We start from the raw sequence: 14,718 nt of genomic DNA, 5'->3' as shown, positions 1-14,718 counted from the left end.
GTGGGTGCGCCGACCCCCACATCGGTGCGCGTCACCGGCGAGATCGACGGCGCGATGGCCCGACTCGCCGTCTCCACCAACCAGAACCTGGACTCGCCGCAGTGGGTCGGGCCGGTCCCGATCAACGCCGCCGGGACCGTCCACTTCTCGGTCGAGGGGCTCGCCCCGGCCACGGAGTACTGGTGCGCGATCGAGGACGACGGCACCCTCGACACCGACCCCGACCGCATCGGCCGGTTCACGACGTTCCGGCCGACCGGGTCGACCGGCCTCCACCGGGTGGTCGGCTTCGGCGACGCCGGGCTCACCCCTGACTACCCCGCCGAGGACACCACGGTCCTGCCCTCGACGCGCGGCTCGAACCCGCCGGTTCTCTCTCAGATCGCGGGCGTGGACGCGGACTTGCGTGTGTGCCTGGGGGACTGGCATTACGGCAACCCGGGCGACGGCGTCTATGTGCCCGACGGGACGGTCGGGACGATCCGCGCGATCTACCGTGACGTGCTTCGCCAACCCCACCAGGCGGCGGTCCTGCGCGTCCCCACCGAGGTCGGCTACGACGACCACGACTTCGTGGGCGGCAACGACTCCGACGGCACCAGCCTCGACAAACCGAACCTCGCGCAGGTCGTCCGCGAGTTCATGCCGCATTACCCGATGGGCGCGGCCGGGCCGGTCTACCGGGCGTGGCAGATCGACCGGACCCTCCACATCCTCGCCGACACGAGGTATGACCGGACCCCCAACGGCGCGGCCGACAACGCGTCGAAAACCATGTTGGGGCAGGCGCAGAAAGACTGGATGCGCAGCATCTTGACCACGACGACCGCGGTCGCGTTGGTGTGGTGGATGCCCACCCCGTGGCTCGGCGGCCACGTCGACACCTGGTCCTCGTTCACCACCGAACGCCAAGAGCTCGCCACCATGCTCACCTCGATCGCGGTCCCCTCCTCGGGCGGGACACGGTCGTGGGCGTCGTCAATGGTCATGCTCACCGCCGACGTTCACGCCCTCGGCCTCGCCTCCGGCGCCGCCAACCCCTGGGGCGGCTTCCCCGTGCTCCTGTGCGCGTCGATCGACGCCACCCCCTCCGAGGCCTCCGGCTCCCAGTACGACCTGGGATTCCAGGGTGGCCGTTCGCAGTGGGGCATGGTCACCGTCGACGACACCGGCTCCCAGATCACCATGACCCTCACCGGGTACTCCGGGATGGCCGTCTGGCGCCAGCACACGATCAGCTTCGCGACCGGGCAGCCCACGCCACCGCCAGCGCCGACACCCGTCCCGGGGGCGACCGCGACCGCGACGAACCGGGTCGACTGGTACGCCTGCGACCTGGTGTCGGGCGCGAAAATCGCGCACTTGCCGATGGTGAAGGGCACGTTCGGGCGGGCCCTGTCGAACTACTGGCAGACCACCCTCACGTTGCCGTTGCCGACGGCGGGCCCGGGGCGTCTGCTCGGCCTGGCCGACCGGATCCTGGAGCCGCGCACGACGATGTACGTCGCCGTGGTCAACGGCGTCCCCGCCTGGGCCGGGATCCTCTTGAAGCCCATCGGGGGCACCGCCCCAACCGCGGAGCTCGGGCTCGTCTCCCTGGAGGGCTACCTCAACCGCCGCTACGTCGGCGACCACAAATGGACCGGCGTCGACGAGGCCCGCATCTGGGCCGGGCTCATCGGCGACGCGAACAACGAGCACGGGATCGGCCTGGTCGTCGACGCCCCCGACACCGGGACGGTCCGCGACCGCGAGTACTTCGACGACGAAAACGGCCTCGTGTTCCAGCGGGTCTCCGAGCTCGCGGAGGTCGAGGACGGCCCCGACTGGACCATCGACCTGGAGTGGACGAACAGCCGGCAGACCCACGTCCGCAAGGTCGCGCGCCTGCGGAAACGCATCGGGCGCGTCGACCCGATTGTGACCCTGTCGTCGATCTCCCCGGTCTACGTCGACTACGACTGGACGTGGGACTACTCCGATGGCCGCGGCGCGAACGACATCCTCGCCTACACCTCGGGCGAGGGCGAGGACACGCCTACGTCGGCGCGGATCCGCGACGAGTTCCAACTCGATGCGGGTATCCCACGGTACGAGTACCGGTTCCAGCCCTCGTCCTCGATCAAGAACCCCTCGGTGCTCAACGCGCACGCCCGCCGCAAGCTCGCCGAGCTGCGGGAGGGCACAAAATCAGTGGTGATCACGTGCCGGGCGAACATCGAACCGGCCCGGCTCGGCGTCGACTGGAACATCGGCGACACCGTCAACCTCGACCTGTGGGGGCACCTCGACCCGCTCGGGCGGGCCGTGCGCGGCCGCGTCCTCGCCTGGGAACTCGACCCCGAAGCCCAGATCGTGAAACCCACCATCCTGCTGGAGGCCTGACATGCCGGCGTCTGAATTCGCGTTCGACGGGCAGCTGGCCCGACGAGTCCAGCAGCTCGAGCAGAAGCTCCGCGAACTCCTGTCCGGGCGCCGCTTGGAGGATGCCTCGATCGGCGCCCGGGGCCTGCGCGTCATCGGCGGCGCGATCACCATCGACGGCGGCGAACTCAAACTCGTATCGAAGGACGGCGTCACCGTCGCCTACTGGGGTGACGTCGCATTCGGGACGCAATCGAGGGGCTGGCGGTTCGCGTTCGACACCGGGTCGAGCGCGTTCTTGTTGGGTGGAGACACCGGTCGCCAGACGTGGGCGCTGTACGACAACGCCGGCAACTACGTCATGACCAACGACGGCGAGACCGGGCACGGCCTCGGCAGGCCGTACCTGAACTACCGGCTCGTGCCGTCGTTCGAGGCGCAGAGCTTCGGGGAGGGCAACGGCTCCTTGTGGCCGTCCACTGCGAACACGACGGCGACGAAGGTGATGCAGGGGATCAACCCGGTGTGGCACCCCCGAGTGTCGATCGGCGTCTCCACCACCACCATCGGGGGCGGAAGCGCAACCTGGCGTCTGGATATCGGCGGGGTCACCGCCGCTACGAGCGCTGGCGGACTCACACAGGTGGTGCCGGTGCCTGGGTGGGGGTCGGCGATCACTCCCGGGTCGAGCCAGGGGTTCGACCTGTATTTGCACTGCTCAGGCGGCGCTACCCGTGCGCGCATCCAATGTGACCGGCTGTTCGGCCTCCAGTCCTAACCCCCATCTTCGCCGCCGAGCCGGCGGCGCACCCCGACCCCACTCTCAGAGAGGCATCATCATCATGCAGATCATCTCCCGCGCCGCGTGGGGCGCCCGCAAAGCGAAGAGCACCGTCCACCAGACGACCTGGGGCTCCCGCAAGGGGTTCGTGGTGCATCACTCCGCCGCGAGCGCCGACCAGACGGTGAAAGCCATCCAGGGCTACCACATGGACACGAACGGCTGGTCCGACATCGGATACAACTTCCTGGTCGACAAGGCCGGGAAGATCTACATGGGGCGCGGCTGGCTCGGCGTCGGCGCGCACGCCGCGAACCACAACACGGCCACGGTCGGCGTTTGCGTCATCGGCAACTACGAGTCCGGCTTGCCCACCGACGCGGCGCTCGACGCGGTCGCGTGGCTCTACCAAGAGGCCTGCAAGCGCAAGGGCAGCGCCCTCACCGTCTACGGTCACCGCGACCTCGGGAGCACCGCGTGCCCCGGCGGCTCGCTGCACTCGTGGGCGAAGTCGAAGCTCGCCGGCCACAAGCCGGGCGGCGGGTCGGTGACACCGGCCCCGAAGCCGTCGACGCCCGCGAAGGGCACGAAGCCCGCGCCGGGCCCGAAGTACTCGTTCCCGCTCCCCGCCGGCCACTACTTCGGTCCGAAGGGCGGGCCGAGCTCGTCCGTGTCGGGCTACTTCGGCCGCGTCTTCAAGGGGAAGACGGACCGAGAGTGGTTGAAGATCTTCGGCGAGCAGCTCCGCAAACGCGGGTGGCCGGTTGGCAAGGGCAAGCGGTACCTCGGCGGCTCCGGGAACGACGGGTTCTATGGCCCCGAGTACAAGGTCTTGACCATCGCTTTCCAGCGGGACCAGGGCCTCGAACCGGACGGCAAGCCCGGCCCCGCGACGTGGCGGGCCGCGTTCGAGAACCCGGTGACCTAATGGAGCCGGTCGAGATCGCCCTCGCGCTCGCGGGCTCCTCGGCACTCTCTGGGGCGGGCGCCTCGTTCGTGACCGCGCTGGTCAGCCGCCGCCTCCGACGGGCGCAGGTCGGGCAGATCACCGAGGAGGCGCACAAGCAGATCTACGGCGCCTACGGGGAACTGCTCGATGAGCTACGTGCCGAACTGGCCGCGTCCCGCGCCGAAGTCGCCCGGCTCCGCGCCGACCTCGCGCGCGCCGACGAGCGCGGGAACCAGCTCGACAACGACATCGCCGAACTGCGCCGCCGCCTCGACCGGGCCGAGCAGCGCGAGACCGTACTCGCCGCCGAGGTCACGCGCCTCGGCGGCGACCTCCCCACCTAGATCTCGCGGTAGTCCGCGGCCTCAAGCACTGGCCGGGCAGCGGCCAGGACCGCAGCGGCGACTGTCCGCGCGTCCTTCTCGGTCGCGTAGACCTCGGCGCGCCATGGCCCGACGAGGTCGTGGGCGAGCTGGCGGACGTACCAGCGGCCGTCATCAAGCGCCCCGAGGTCGAGGACGTAGTCCCGCCACGTCCCCCAGTGGCCGCGCTGGCGCCACCGCCGCTCGTCGACCGTCCCCGGGATCGTGTGGTCCATGATCACAACCGAGATTTTTTCCGACACCTGTACGAAACTACCTCAGGAGGCAGCATGGCGAGCCCCGCCGATATCGCACACCGATTCGCGTTCCACCCGGCCACGACCGAGGAGAAGCGCGACGCGCACACCTCCGTCCGCCAGCACTGCAAGGCGCTGGCCGACTTCCTCAACGAGAAGCTCCCCGAAGGCCGCGAGAAGGCTCTCGCGCTCACCGCCTGCGAGGAGGCGATGCTCTGGGGCAACGCCGCCCTCGCCCGCCAGAACACGGAGGACTGACATGCAGCAGGCGTTCAACCTCGTCCGGAGGTTCCTGACCCTCATCCCCAAGCGCTTCCGCGGCACCGTGTTCGCGGTGGTCGTGCTCGGCATGATCACCCTCGCGGTCCTCGACGCCTACGGTGTCGGCCCGGCCGGTGGCTTGGTCGACCACGTCGCCCGAGTCGCGGCCATCGCCGCCGGGGTCATCGCGCTCGCGAACCTCCGCGACCCCGGCGAGGAGCCGCCAGACGCCGAGTAGGCGAGATCCGGACCCGATCGGCCGATACCCGCGGCCGCCGGGGCCGGGCAGACTCGACGCCAAGACCAGTACGAACCGCCGCTCCTCCACTCGGAGGGGCGGCGGTTTCGTCGTGTCCGGCTACTCCCCGCCGGCCAGCTCGGCGGTCAGCTCCTCGGCGAAGCTCGCCAGCAGCTCCGAGGCGTACTCGTCGTCCAGATCGCCGACGTAGGAAGCAACGGCCTCGGCGTCGGTAACGATCCGTGCGTCACGGCTACTGGCGTCGCCTCGGGCGATGATGATCAGGTCGCCCGTTGGGGCCGATGGCGAGGGTGAGCCGGTAGGCGTCGCCTGACTCGCGGTCGTTGTCGGCGGCCATGAGGTCGCGCAGGTCCTCGGCGGTGATGGTCGTGGTCATGGGTTCGCTCCTTCTAGGCGATTTTCACGATCCGGTAGACGGTGGTGCTGAACGGCTTCGGTCCGCGGGTCGGCATCCGCAGCGGGAGTGTGGCGACGGCGTCTAGGTCGATGCCGGCGGTCTCGGCGAGGATCTCCCGCGCCTCGGCGTGGCTGACTGCGCCCTGGACAAGTGACCATCCCGGCTGCATCAGCCGCTCCCCGTCACCGTCGGTGCCGATCTCGGCTTGCTCGACGTGGTAGGGGAAGGCGGTCGGATCCTCGCCGAGCCACCAAGCGCCGATCTCGGTCAATCCGTGGGAGACGAGCCGCTCGGCCGCCTGGTCGGGGGTGATGCCGCGGCGTTCGGCGTAGAGGGTGACTTGCCGTGCGATGTGGTCGGGAAGCGTAAAGGTCATGGCGGGCTCCTATCGGTCGCGGCCCGGGTGTCGGGAGAGTTCGGAGGCGACGAGGCGGGCGATCCGCTCGACGTCGAGGACACGGCGCACGCCAGGCCGGGGCGTGCCGGGGACGAGCTCCTCTTTGGGGATGTAGTTGCGGCCTTCGTCGTAGGCGCGGGCGACCGCCTCGTCAGGGACGATCATCGGGGCCGGATTCGGGCGTCCCTCCGGGTCGTCGATCACCGGCTCTGGGGTGCGGGTGCCCAGGTAGGGGTGGCCGTCGCGGCCTTTCGGGGCGACGAGTTCAGCCTCGTCCTGGACGTACTTGGCGACGACCGGGGTCACGATGACCCCGCTGACGGTCGTGGAGAAGTCGACGAGGACGGTGGGGTGGCCGCCGCGGGCGAGGTGCCAGGCAGCAGTGCGGTCGGGGGTGGTGTGCCAGCCGCGCGCCCACATCGCCTGCCGCATCCGCTCCCACGTTTCGTCGCTCCTGCCCGCTCCCCGCAGGTACACCACGGGCCCGAGGACGGGGCTGGCCGGGTCGGCGCTGTTGCGTTCGGCCTCGGTGACCCGCCACCTGGATTTGATCCCGAGCGCCTCGGCAATCTGTGTAGTGGTGGCACCGGCGGCGCGGGCGTCGCGGATCGCCTGCTCTTCGATGGCGCGCGCGTGCTCGCGTCCGGCGGTGGCCTCGGCGAGCGCCTGTTTCCAGTCGGTCACGGCTTGGTCCTTTCGGTCCCCGGGGGCTCACGCCCCCAGGGTGGTGGGTTAGCGGATGATGTCGGCGCGGTCGATCGCGGCCTCGAACGCCTCGCGGTAGGTGAAGTGAAGGCCGGTCGCGTTCTGGTGGAGGACGCCAGCGGCGTCGACCCAGAACTTCGCGCGGTACAGGTAGTCAGCGATGTGGCGGACATTGTTCTTGGAGAGGTGTTCGTCGACACCGGCGAGGACGCGGGCGGCGGGGTCGTAGCCGGCGGCGGCGGCCAGGTCGTCGGTGTCCAGGTAGTACCGGACCTCGCCGGTGCCGGGGTGGGTCCAGGCGTTAGTGCGGATCTGGGGAGCGGGCGCGAACGCGGCGGCGCAGCGAGTGCTGGCGGCGAGGTAGTCGGCATAGACCTGGGAGTTCGCGGCCCATTCGGGGGTGGTGTTCATGTCGTGCTCCGATCTCGGGTGGGGGACCATCTCCCCCTCGGTGTACAACCATCGTACATCACTGTACGGTGATTGTACAAGCCTGGGGGTGGGATTCACCCGAACAGATGAAACACACCTGGTAGAGGCCGAGGAAAACATAAAGGCCCTGGCTTGATGCCAGGGCCACCCCCGCCGAGGCAGGGAACACGGTCATCCCCATCTGAAACGTGGCTCATCCCCGCAGCAGCGGGGAACATGCTTTCCGCCTGACCTATGCAGGCTCAGCCCCGCCGAGGCGAGGACCACGTCCACGAGGGACTGCCTCAGCGTAGCGAGCACACCTCACATAGACACATCCCCCGATCGGGTGACACCCCACCGTCCCGGACAGCGTGACACAACGTGAAGCGGCCGCCCCGTTCGTCGGGAGCGGCCGCCGCTTTTCGTTCTAGGACCACGCCTTGCCCGTGCGCCGTTCCGGGGCGGGCACGAGCTGGGTCACGTAGGCGTGCACAAAGAACGTCTCGATCCACGCCTCGTGCAGGTGCCCGGCGCGCGCGATGTCGCCCTCGGTCCCGCACGTGACGTGCAGGTGCAGCTGGGAGCCCTCGATCTTGGGCCGCCACTCCCCGGTCCCGGTCAGCTCGCCGGGCTGGTCGTAGGTCGTTTCGACGTCCTCAAGGACGTTCTTCGCGGCCATGTTCGAGATAGTGAAGCGGTCGACCCCGCCGACGAGCACGATGCCCGCCTCCTTCACGCCGCGCTCGGTCAACTCTCGGGTCAGCTCCTCGACCAGCTCGCCGCCGGTGACCTCAATCCTGAACGTCATCGTGTAGTGCTCCTGTCGCAGCTAGTGCCATCACCCGGAGGGTCTCCCGGGAGGGTTCGGTGCGCATCGCCTGCGCCAGCGCTGGCGTCTGCCCGGACCCGGCCAGCAGCCAGGCCGCGCACCAGCGTGCACCGGAGTCCCGGTCGTTGCGCAGCTCGGCGGCGAGGTCGGCCGGGTCGTCGCCGACGCGGCGGCGCACCGCGGCGAGGTATAGCCCGCGGGCGTCGGTGTCGCGGGCGAGCGCGAGCGCGACCTCGTCGGCGAGGTCGATCTTCCGAGTCTTGGCGAGGATGCCAGCGGCGTTGACGCGGAGCTCGGCAGTGCCCCCGTCGTGCAGCCAGGCCCGGAGCCGGTTGACGGTGCGCTTCTCACGGATCGCGAGCGCCTGGATCGAGTGGTCCACGGCGTGTGTGGTCTGGACGGTCGCCAAGGGAGTGTCGTCGCCGCTGGCTATGGAGGCGTAGAGGTCGCCGATGGTCTCGCGGTCGTCGGCGGTGAGCGCGACGCCGAGGGCGGCGGCGGCCAGGGTGAAAATTTCGCGGCGGTGCATCCCGAGTGCTTTCTCGTAGGCGCGGATGACGTTCTCGGTGGGGGTCCGTTTGCCCTGCTCGACCTTGCAGAGCGTGCCGCGGTCGATGAGGCCGGCGTTGGCGACCGCGGCGAACGACAGGCCCGCGGCGTTCCTAGCGTGCCTGAGTGCTTGGTTCATCCGCATGGGTCGACTCCCGTTTGCCAACGGCGGCCGCTGTTTGCCAACAGCGTCGTGCTTCCCGCCTGCGTGTCCTGTGTCTCAGACTACATACACGGGTCGTGAGAGGACAGGCCCGTCCGAGTGACCGACTGATGGAGACTCCGATGCCGCCCAGCCGATCCCGCTATCCGAAACCTCCCGAGGTTGACGGCCGCTTCAACCTCGTCGGCGGCCCGCTCGCCGTTGACGGCGGCAACCTCGAGATCTGGGGGGACTCCGGAACCCGCACGGCTCTGCTTCGCCTCATTGACGACGGCGGCGAGCTCGACGCCGGGACCGTCGCGCGCGGGGGCACCCCCGAAGCGGTAGTGAAGTGGTCGGCGGAGGTGCTCGCGGGCCGCGGCACCGAATGGATGGAGCGCCAGGCTGGCCGCGTCCGTACCCGTCTCGCCTACGCCTGGGGTGCGATATGACCGACCCGATCCCCGGCTACCTCACGGGCGCACGCCCCGCGTGGGACGTGCCGATGCCCGAAGGTGTCGAGCGGCGTCCGTTGGAGTGGTACTGCGCCCGCGCCCGCGCGCGACAAGACGCCCTCGATGAGGCGGCCCTGATCATCACCCAGGCGGCGCGTACCGCTCCCCAGGACGGCTGACCCGCCCCCCGGGCCGCCGCGAGCGCCAGAACGCGGCGGCCCACCTCTTCTCCTGGCCTAGGTGGATGGGCCGGGCAGGCCCCGGGGTCATGGGCATCCCCGGGGCCCATTCACTCGGTCGGGTGTCGAACCCCCCAAAGATGATCTTGGTGAGGTACGCCGAAGACGAGCCCGGCCGCCACGCTCCAGCACCGGCGGTCGGGCTCCCTCATTCTCGGTTCTTATCCCGTAAATCTTCACCCACAAGGACAAGCGCAAGAAGCGCTGAGAGACGCCGGACGGCGCCGTCGCATTCCTCCCCTGATGCGGCGGCGCCGCCCGGCGTCCGCTAGTGGACCATCCGGTTCTCGATCGGCGCGTCAGGTGCGCCGAGCAGTTCGAGCAGCCGCAGCACCGGGACCCGGTAGCTGTGGCCGATCCGAAGGACCTGGACGGGGAAGTCACCGTCCTTGGCCAGCCTGTACGCGACCGTCCTGCCGATCCCGAGAATCTGGGCGGCCGTCTCGACATTCGTCATCACTCCGAGCGACTTCACGCGCTCGACCGTCCAGATCTCGTCGATGACGACACTCGAAGGCCCCACCTTCGCATTCGGTGTCATGTTCGTCCTCTCCGGCGGACCGCACCGACACGGGGTGCATCGGCGCGACGCCGCCAAGGACCAGTCGACCCCACCCGGCACGGTCAAGTCCAGAGTGCCGCGCCGGATTTCACTCTTACGCGTGGTGTGCGAGTCCTCACCGGTCGATGATCCGTTTGGGCGCGAACGGGACTCATTGCAGGTCCCGGCGCCGCTGTGACCGACCCGCGGGGCGCCTACCAGCCGAGATGCAGTCGAACATGAGATAGGTTAGCCTTGCCTACATGCCAGATGACGTCGGCTTGAACGGCCGCGCCCTCCGACTCGCCTATTTCGGCGAGACCGTCGTCCACGACGCCGACATCGACCTCCGCGGTGGCCGCGTCACGGCCCTGCTCGGTCCCAACGGCTCGGGCAAGTCCACCCTCCTGCGCTCCCTCGCGCGCCTCCACAAGGCCGACCAGGGCACCGTCGACTTCCCCGACGGCGCCGACGCCACCGCGCTCAGCCCCAAGGACTTCGCCCGCCGCGTCGCGCTCCTGTCCCAGTCCCGGCCCGTCCCCGGCGGCATCCGCGTGATCGACGTCGTCGGCTACGGACGCCACCCCCACCGCGGACGCTGGCGGCACGGCGACGCCGAAGGCCCGGCCAAGATCCAGCACGCGATGCGCATCTGCGGCGTCGAGGACATGGCCGACAAGGGCGTCGAAGCGCTCTCCGGCGGTGAGCGCCAACGCGTCTGGCTCGCCTCCTGCCTCGCCCAGGACACCGGCGTGCTGCTGTTGGACGAGCCCACCAACCACCTCGACCTGCGCTATCAGGTCGAGATCCTCGACCTCGTGAGGGACCTGGCAGACGACCACGGCACCGCCGTCGGCGTCGTCCTCCACGACCTCGACCAGGCCGCCGCGGTCGCCGACCACGCGGTCCTGCTCCACGACGGCCGCGTCAGGGCCGCCGGCACCCCCGCCGAGGTCCTCACCGCCGAGAACCTCACCGCCGCTTACGGCATCGACATCCGCGTCGACGCCGATCCCGCCACCGGCCTGCTCACGGCCCGGCCCATCGGCCGGCACACCCGCAGGCTCGCGAGCACCACCACCGAATAGAAGGAACCCGATGCGACTCCCCCACCTCAAGCGATCCGCCGTGCCCGCGGCACTCGCCACCGTGCTGCTGGCCGCCGCCGCGTGCGGCACCACCGAAGGCGGCGACGACGAGAAGAAGGGCTCCGACGCCGGGCCCGTCTCGGTCACCGACTTCCTCGGCCGCACCGTCGAACTCGACGCCCCCGCCGAGAAGGTCGTGGCGCTCGAATGGGCCGAGGTCGAGATCGTCGCCAGCCTCGACGTCATGCCCGTCGGCGCGGCCGACCTCGAGGGCTACAACACGTGGGTCGGCGCCTCGGCGCCCCTGGACGACACTGTCACCGACGTCGGGACCCGCCAGGAGCCCTCGGTCGACGCGATCGCCGGCCTCAACGCCGACCTCGTGGTCATGGAGACCGACGACCAGGAGCTCATCGGCTCGATCGAAGAGTTCGTGCCCGTCCTGGTCGTGGAGGGCTCCAACGAGACCGACAACCTCGCCCGCATGAAGCGCGACGTCGACATGATCGCCGAACTGCTCGGCAAGACCGACGAAGCCGCCGCGCTGTGGACCGAGTTCGAGACCAAGATCGCCGACACCGCCGCCGCCATCGAGGCCGCCGGCACCGGCGACATCCCGCTGCTCTACGCCGACGGCTGGGTCGAAGGCGACGCGATCTCCATCCGGCCCTTCGGCCCCGGCTCGGTCGTGGGCGCGCTCGGCACCGCCGTGGGCCTGGAGAACGCCTGGACCGGCGAGACCGACGGCGCATGGGGCCTGGGCGGCACCGACGTCGAGGGCATGGCCCAGTACACCGACACCGACCTCAAGTTCATCTACAACAACTCCTACAACGACAACATCTTCAACGAGAAGCTCGTCGGCAACCCGATCTGGGACGGCCTGAAGTTCGTCCAGGACGGCGAGCTCTACGAACTGCCGCACAGCGTCTGGACCTTCGGCGGCCCCCGCTCCTCGGAGGCCATCCTCGACTACCTCGCCGAGGTCTACGCGAGTTGAGCACCGTGAGCGCCCCGGCGAGCGCCGGGGCACCCACCGCGAACCCGCCGCGACGCTTCACCGTCGCGGCGGTGTTCGCGCTCGCCGTCGCCGCCCTGGTCGTCCTCGCCGCCCTGCACCTGACGGTCGGGACCTCCGAATTCGGCGTGCGCGACGTCGTCGGCCTCGTCTTCGGCTCCGGTGACCAGAGCGTGTGGAACGTCCTGACCGGAGCCCGCCTGCCGCGCCTGGCCGCCGCCGTGCTCGTCGGAGTCGCCCTCGGCGCGTCCGGGGTGCTCCTGCAATCGGTGGCGCGCAACCCGCTCGCCAGCCCCGACACGCTCGCGGTCAACGCCGGGGCCTACCTGGCCGTGACCGTGGTGGCGGCCTTCGGGATCAGCCTCCCGCTGCTGTCGGGCATCGGCGTCGCCTTCGCGGGCGCGATCGCCACCGCCGGACTCGTGCTCGCGCTCGCCGCGGGCGGCGGCGAATCGGCCACCACCCGGCTCATCCTCGCCGGATCGGCCACCGCCATGGCCGCGAACTCGATGGTCTCGCTCCTGATCATCCTGTTCCAAGAGCAGACCACGGGCCTGTTCGCCTGGGGCTCGGGCAATCTCAACCTCACCAGCTTCGGGGCCGTGACGCAGTCCGTCCCGATCGTGATCGCCGCGATCGTCATCGCCATGCTCCTCGCACCCCGGCTCGACCTCCTGCGCCTGGGCGACGACACCGCCGCCAGCCTCGGCGTCCACGTGCGGCGCACCCGCACCATCGCCGTGGTGTGCTCGCTGCTGCTGGCCGCGTGCGCCGTCGCCGTCGCCGGCCCCGTCGGCTTCGTCGGCCTCGCCGCCCCCGTCATCGCCAGGCAGATCGCCCGCAGACTCCCCGGACTGTTCGCCCACCGCGCGCTCATCCCCTTCGCGGCCCTGTGCGGCGCGCTCGTGGTCGTCGGCGCCGACTACGCGATGCGGGCACTGCTGAGCGCCGACAAGAGCTTCGAGATCCCGGTCGGCGTCACCACCGCCCTCCTGGGCGCGATCGTGATGGTCTGGCTCGCACGCTCGGTGACCTCCGGCGGCTCGGCCGACCGGCCCGCGATCCTCCACGGCGCCGCGGGCCGCAGCAGGCTCGCGTTCGGCTTCATCGTGACCGGGCTCGCCGCCGCCTCCCTCGCGGCGCTGTTCGCGGGGATGCTCTCGGGCGACACGATGCTCCTCGGCGGCGACCTGTGGAACTGGATCACCGGCGCCACCGGGTCCTCCTACACGTGGATCATCGACCAGCGCTTCCCGCGCGTGCTCGCCGCGGTCCTCGCCGGGGCCGCACTCGCTTGCTCGGGCGCGGTGACCCAAGGGGTGCTTCGCAATCCGCTCGCCGAACCAGGCCTCCTCGGCGTCACCGCCGGGGCCGGCATCGGCGCGGTCACGCTCATCACCTGGATGCCCTCGGCCGGGGCCTGGACCGTGACGGCCTTCGCCGCGATCGGCGGGCTCGGCGCGTTCGCGCTGGTGTACGCGCTGGCGTGGCGCGGCGGGCTCGACACGTCCCGCCTGGTGCTCATCGGGATCGGGGTGTGGTCGATCGGGATGGCCGCGATCGTGCTGATCATCCTCGCGTCGGACCCGTGGAACACCCCGAAGGCGATGACCTGGCTCTCGGGCACCACGTACGGACGCACGACCGACCGGCTCATCCCGCTGGTGGCCGCGCTCGTGGTGGTCCTGCCGCTGATCATCGCGCACCGCAAGGAGATCGACCTCCTCACACTCGACGACGACACCCCGCGGACGCTCGGCGTGCGGCTCGAACGCACCCGGCTGCTCCTGCTGGGCGCGGCCGCGATCCTCACTGCCGCGGCCGTGGCCGTGGTCGGGGTGATCGGCTTCGTGGGCCTGGTCGCGCCGCACCTGGCCAGGGGCCTGGTCGGCAGCCGCCACACCCGGGTGCTGCCGGTGTCGGTCCTCATCGGAGTACTGCTGGTGAGCATCGCCGACACATTGGGCCGCACGGTGATCGCCCCAGCCCAGATCCCGGCGGGCCTGGTCTGCGCCCTCATCGGCACGCCGTACTTCGTGTGGCTGCTGTGGAGGACGAGAACCCGCACCGCATAGACGCGCGAGGCCGCCGAGTCGATGACTCGGCGGCCTCAGTCGCATTGGAGTGCTAGGCGAACCTGCGCATCGCGGGGTCGATGAGGTCGCAGTGGATAAGGCGCCAGCCGTGGTCGGTCGCGGTGAAGGTCAACGTCATCGCCCGATGCGTGGCCCCGTCCTCGACCATGGCGACCACCTCAGCGGTCCGGTGCGCGGGGAAGGTCGCCTTGACCACGCGCACCTGCCGGAACCGCATCGGCACCCGCCTCCTGATCCGCGCGAACGAGGCCCACCCTTCCTCGGTGGCGAACAGCCGGGCCTCGGCGGCAGGCTTCCTGCCGGTCAGCACATTGAGGAAGAACGTCGAATAGCTGACGGCCTGGCGCGGGTTCGGAACAGCGGCAATCTTGTTGCAGCGCATACATCCTCCGGGAGGAACGAGTCGATCGTATCGAGGACGAACCTAAGCACCACAATCAGTGAAGTCAAGCACACCAAAAGTGATCATGGTTGCGCCCCAAGCTGACTCTTGTCGATGCCATCCCATCCGAGGAACCCTCGTCCGACCCATAAGCGACACAGCGACAACCGTAAGTTCCCGCGCGCTGTAGGGAACCTACAAATCGAAGTTTTTTAGCGCTCCCCGTCGAGTCG

20 protein-coding genes are annotated in these 14,718 nt (G+C 69.9%); 11 read left to right on the top strand and 9 right to left on the bottom strand.

Going from position 1 to position 14,718, the window contains the following annotated elements; translation table 11 throughout:
• The 4 genes from AB0B28_RS08110 to AB0B28_RS08095 all read left to right on the top strand — a co-directional run bounded on the left by AB0B28_RS08110 (position 1) and on the right by AB0B28_RS08095 (position 4,438).
• Positions 1-2,385 (top strand): hypothetical protein, encoded by a 2,385-nt coding sequence (locus AB0B28_RS08110; RefSeq protein WP_360118455.1) that lies wholly within the window; start codon positions 1-3, stop codon positions 2,383-2,385.
• Position 2,386: 1 nt separating this feature from the next.
• The gene (locus AB0B28_RS08105) at positions 2,387-3,142 is read left to right on the top strand and encodes a hypothetical protein (RefSeq protein ID WP_360118452.1); all 756 of its coding nucleotides are present in this window, start codon (positions 2,387-2,389) and stop codon (positions 3,140-3,142) included.
• A gap of 64 nt (positions 3,143-3,206) precedes the next feature.
• Complete coding sequence (locus AB0B28_RS08100; RefSeq protein WP_360118449.1) at positions 3,207-4,073, top strand: N-acetylmuramoyl-L-alanine amidase; 867 nt, start codon at positions 3,207-3,209, stop codon at positions 4,071-4,073.
• A complete protein-coding gene (locus tag AB0B28_RS08095; RefSeq protein WP_360118446.1) occupies positions 4,073-4,438 on the top strand; it encodes a hypothetical protein in 366 nt (121 codons plus the stop codon). Before AB0B28_RS08100 ends, AB0B28_RS08095 begins: the two co-directional genes overlap by 1 nt.
• Here the strand turns inward: AB0B28_RS08095 and AB0B28_RS08090 are convergent.
• Entirely contained in the window at positions 4,435-4,692 is a 258-nt protein-coding gene (locus AB0B28_RS08090) for a hypothetical protein (RefSeq protein WP_360118443.1), read from the bottom strand. The two genes, AB0B28_RS08095 and AB0B28_RS08090, sit on opposite strands and share 4 nt — an antisense overlap.
• A gap of 54 nt (positions 4,693-4,746) precedes the next feature.
• Here AB0B28_RS08090 and AB0B28_RS08085 point away from each other — a divergent pair, with 54 nt between their 5' ends.
• Together AB0B28_RS08085 and AB0B28_RS08080 are read left to right on the top strand one after the other, a co-directional pair.
• Positions 4,747-4,971, top strand: a complete 225-nt coding sequence (locus AB0B28_RS08085; RefSeq protein ID WP_360118440.1) for a hypothetical protein — start codon at positions 4,747-4,749, stop codon at positions 4,969-4,971.
• Position 4,972: 1 nt separating this feature from the next.
• Positions 4,973-5,212, top strand: coding sequence for a hypothetical protein (locus tag AB0B28_RS08080; RefSeq protein WP_360118437.1), 240 nt, complete (start codon positions 4,973-4,975; stop codon positions 5,210-5,212).
• 253 nt (positions 5,213-5,465) lie between these two features.
• Here AB0B28_RS08080 and AB0B28_RS08075 read toward each other — a convergent pair whose 3' ends face one another.
• From AB0B28_RS08075 to AB0B28_RS08050, 6 genes are all read right to left on the bottom strand, one after another.
• On the bottom strand, positions 5,466-5,609 hold the full coding sequence (locus AB0B28_RS08075) for a hypothetical protein (RefSeq protein ID WP_360118434.1): 144 nt from the start codon (positions 5,607-5,609) through the stop codon (positions 5,466-5,468).
• A gap of 13 nt (positions 5,610-5,622) precedes the next feature.
• A complete protein-coding gene (locus AB0B28_RS08070) occupies positions 5,623-6,006 on the bottom strand; it encodes a hypothetical protein (protein WP_360118431.1) in 384 nt (127 codons plus the stop codon).
• Positions 6,007-6,015: 9 nt separating this feature from the next.
• The gene (locus AB0B28_RS08065; RefSeq protein ID WP_360118428.1) at positions 6,016-6,711 is read right to left on the bottom strand and encodes a hypothetical protein; all 696 of its coding nucleotides are present in this window, start codon (positions 6,709-6,711) and stop codon (positions 6,016-6,018) included.
• 48 nt (positions 6,712-6,759) lie between these two features.
• Positions 6,760-7,143, bottom strand: a complete 384-nt coding sequence (locus AB0B28_RS08060) for a hypothetical protein (RefSeq protein WP_360118425.1) — start codon at positions 7,141-7,143, stop codon at positions 6,760-6,762.
• Positions 7,144-7,573: 430 nt separating this feature from the next.
• The gene (locus AB0B28_RS08055) at positions 7,574-7,954 is read right to left on the bottom strand and encodes a DUF296 domain-containing protein (RefSeq protein WP_360118422.1); all 381 of its coding nucleotides are present in this window, start codon (positions 7,952-7,954) and stop codon (positions 7,574-7,576) included.
• Positions 7,938-8,663, bottom strand: coding sequence for a helix-turn-helix transcriptional regulator (locus AB0B28_RS08050; protein ID WP_360118419.1), 726 nt, complete (start codon positions 8,661-8,663; stop codon positions 7,938-7,940). The genes AB0B28_RS08055 and AB0B28_RS08050 overlap by 17 nt, the downstream gene beginning before the upstream one ends.
• A gap of 146 nt (positions 8,664-8,809) precedes the next feature.
• On the opposite strand from AB0B28_RS08050, the gene AB0B28_RS08045 reads away from it, so the two are divergent.
• Together AB0B28_RS08045 and AB0B28_RS08040 are read left to right on the top strand one after the other, a co-directional pair.
• Positions 8,810-9,118 carry a hypothetical protein gene (locus tag AB0B28_RS08045; protein ID WP_360118416.1) on the top strand — a complete coding sequence of 103 codons (309 nt, stop codon included), beginning with the start codon at positions 8,810-8,812 and terminating at the stop codon, positions 9,116-9,118.
• Entirely contained in the window at positions 9,115-9,300 is a 186-nt protein-coding gene (locus AB0B28_RS08040; RefSeq protein ID WP_360118413.1) for a hypothetical protein, read from the top strand. Before AB0B28_RS08045 ends, AB0B28_RS08040 begins: the two co-directional genes overlap by 4 nt.
• Positions 9,301-9,628: 328 nt before the next feature.
• Here the strand turns inward: AB0B28_RS08040 and AB0B28_RS08035 are convergent, their stop codons facing one another.
• Complete coding sequence (locus AB0B28_RS08035) at positions 9,629-9,901, bottom strand: helix-turn-helix domain-containing protein (RefSeq protein WP_360118410.1); 273 nt, start codon at positions 9,899-9,901, stop codon at positions 9,629-9,631.
• Between the two features lie 263 nt (positions 9,902-10,164).
• Between AB0B28_RS08035 and AB0B28_RS08030 the strand changes: the two genes are divergently transcribed.
• The 3 genes from AB0B28_RS08030 to AB0B28_RS08020 are packed head-to-tail and all read left to right on the top strand — an operon-like array spanning position 10,165 to position 14,082.
• A complete protein-coding gene (locus tag AB0B28_RS08030; RefSeq protein WP_360118407.1) occupies positions 10,165-10,989 on the top strand; it encodes an ABC transporter ATP-binding protein in 825 nt (274 codons plus the stop codon).
• 10 nt (positions 10,990-10,999) lie between these two features.
• The gene (locus AB0B28_RS08025) at positions 11,000-11,989 is read left to right on the top strand and encodes an iron-siderophore ABC transporter substrate-binding protein (RefSeq protein WP_360118404.1); all 990 of its coding nucleotides are present in this window, start codon (positions 11,000-11,002) and stop codon (positions 11,987-11,989) included.
• A 5-nt stretch (positions 11,990-11,994) separates the two neighbouring features.
• A complete protein-coding gene (locus tag AB0B28_RS08020; RefSeq protein ID WP_360118794.1) occupies positions 11,995-14,082 on the top strand; it encodes an iron ABC transporter permease in 2,088 nt (695 codons plus the stop codon).
• A 52-nt stretch (positions 14,083-14,134) separates the two neighbouring features.
• On the opposite strand, the gene AB0B28_RS08015 is transcribed toward AB0B28_RS08020, so the two are convergent.
• Complete coding sequence (locus tag AB0B28_RS08015; RefSeq protein WP_360118401.1) at positions 14,135-14,485, bottom strand: Rv3235 family protein; 351 nt, start codon at positions 14,483-14,485, stop codon at positions 14,135-14,137.
• Between the last annotated feature and the right edge of the window lie 233 nt (positions 14,486-14,718).

The sequence above is a fragment of the Glycomyces sp. NPDC046736 genome (genome assembly GCF_040645615.1).
Lineage (GTDB): Bacteria > Actinomycetota > Actinomycetes > Mycobacteriales > Micromonosporaceae > Glycomyces.
This window is presented reverse-complemented; position numbering and strand designations above follow the sequence as displayed.

What these genes read in the sequence shown, in the direction of transcription:
- AB0B28_RS08105 (WP_360118452.1), top strand. Translation starts at nt 2,387, where the DNA reads ATGCCGGCGTCTGAATTCGCGTTCGACGGGCAGCTGGCCCGACGAGTC.
- AB0B28_RS08100 (WP_360118449.1), top strand. Translation starts at nt 3,207, where the DNA reads ATGCAGATCATCTCCCGCGCCGCGTGGGGCGCCCGCAAAGCGAAGAGC.
- AB0B28_RS08095 (WP_360118446.1), top strand. Translation starts at nt 4,073, where the DNA reads ATGGAGCCGGTCGAGATCGCCCTCGCGCTCGCGGGCTCCTCGGCACTC.
- AB0B28_RS08090 (WP_360118443.1), bottom strand. Translation starts at nt 4,692, where the DNA reads ATGGACCACACGATCCCGGGGACGGTCGACGAGCGGCGGTGGCGCCAG.
- AB0B28_RS08085 (WP_360118440.1), top strand. Translation starts at nt 4,747, where the DNA reads ATGGCGAGCCCCGCCGATATCGCACACCGATTCGCGTTCCACCCGGCC.
- AB0B28_RS08080 (WP_360118437.1), top strand. Translation starts at nt 4,973, where the DNA reads ATGCAGCAGGCGTTCAACCTCGTCCGGAGGTTCCTGACCCTCATCCCC.
- AB0B28_RS08075 (WP_360118434.1), bottom strand. Translation starts at nt 5,609, where the DNA reads ATGACCACGACCATCACCGCCGAGGACCTGCGCGACCTCATGGCCGCC.
- AB0B28_RS08070 (WP_360118431.1), bottom strand. Translation starts at nt 6,006, where the DNA reads ATGACCTTTACGCTTCCCGACCACATCGCACGGCAAGTCACCCTCTAC.
- AB0B28_RS08060 (WP_360118425.1), bottom strand. Translation starts at nt 7,143, where the DNA reads ATGAACACCACCCCCGAATGGGCCGCGAACTCCCAGGTCTATGCCGAC.
- AB0B28_RS08055 (WP_360118422.1), bottom strand. Translation starts at nt 7,954, where the DNA reads ATGACGTTCAGGATTGAGGTCACCGGCGGCGAGCTGGTCGAGGAGCTG.
- AB0B28_RS08050 (WP_360118419.1), bottom strand. Translation starts at nt 8,663, where the DNA reads ATGAACCAAGCACTCAGGCACGCTAGGAACGCCGCGGGCCTGTCGTTC.
- AB0B28_RS08045 (WP_360118416.1), top strand. Translation starts at nt 8,810, where the DNA reads ATGCCGCCCAGCCGATCCCGCTATCCGAAACCTCCCGAGGTTGACGGC.
- AB0B28_RS08040 (WP_360118413.1), top strand. Translation starts at nt 9,115, where the DNA reads ATGACCGACCCGATCCCCGGCTACCTCACGGGCGCACGCCCCGCGTGG.
- AB0B28_RS08035 (WP_360118410.1), bottom strand. Translation starts at nt 9,901, where the DNA reads ATGACACCGAATGCGAAGGTGGGGCCTTCGAGTGTCGTCATCGACGAG.
- AB0B28_RS08030 (WP_360118407.1), top strand. Translation starts at nt 10,165, where the DNA reads ATGCCAGATGACGTCGGCTTGAACGGCCGCGCCCTCCGACTCGCCTAT.
- AB0B28_RS08025 (WP_360118404.1), top strand. Translation starts at nt 11,000, where the DNA reads ATGCGACTCCCCCACCTCAAGCGATCCGCCGTGCCCGCGGCACTCGCC.
- AB0B28_RS08015 (WP_360118401.1), bottom strand. Translation starts at nt 14,485, where the DNA reads ATGCGCTGCAACAAGATTGCCGCTGTTCCGAACCCGCGCCAGGCCGTC.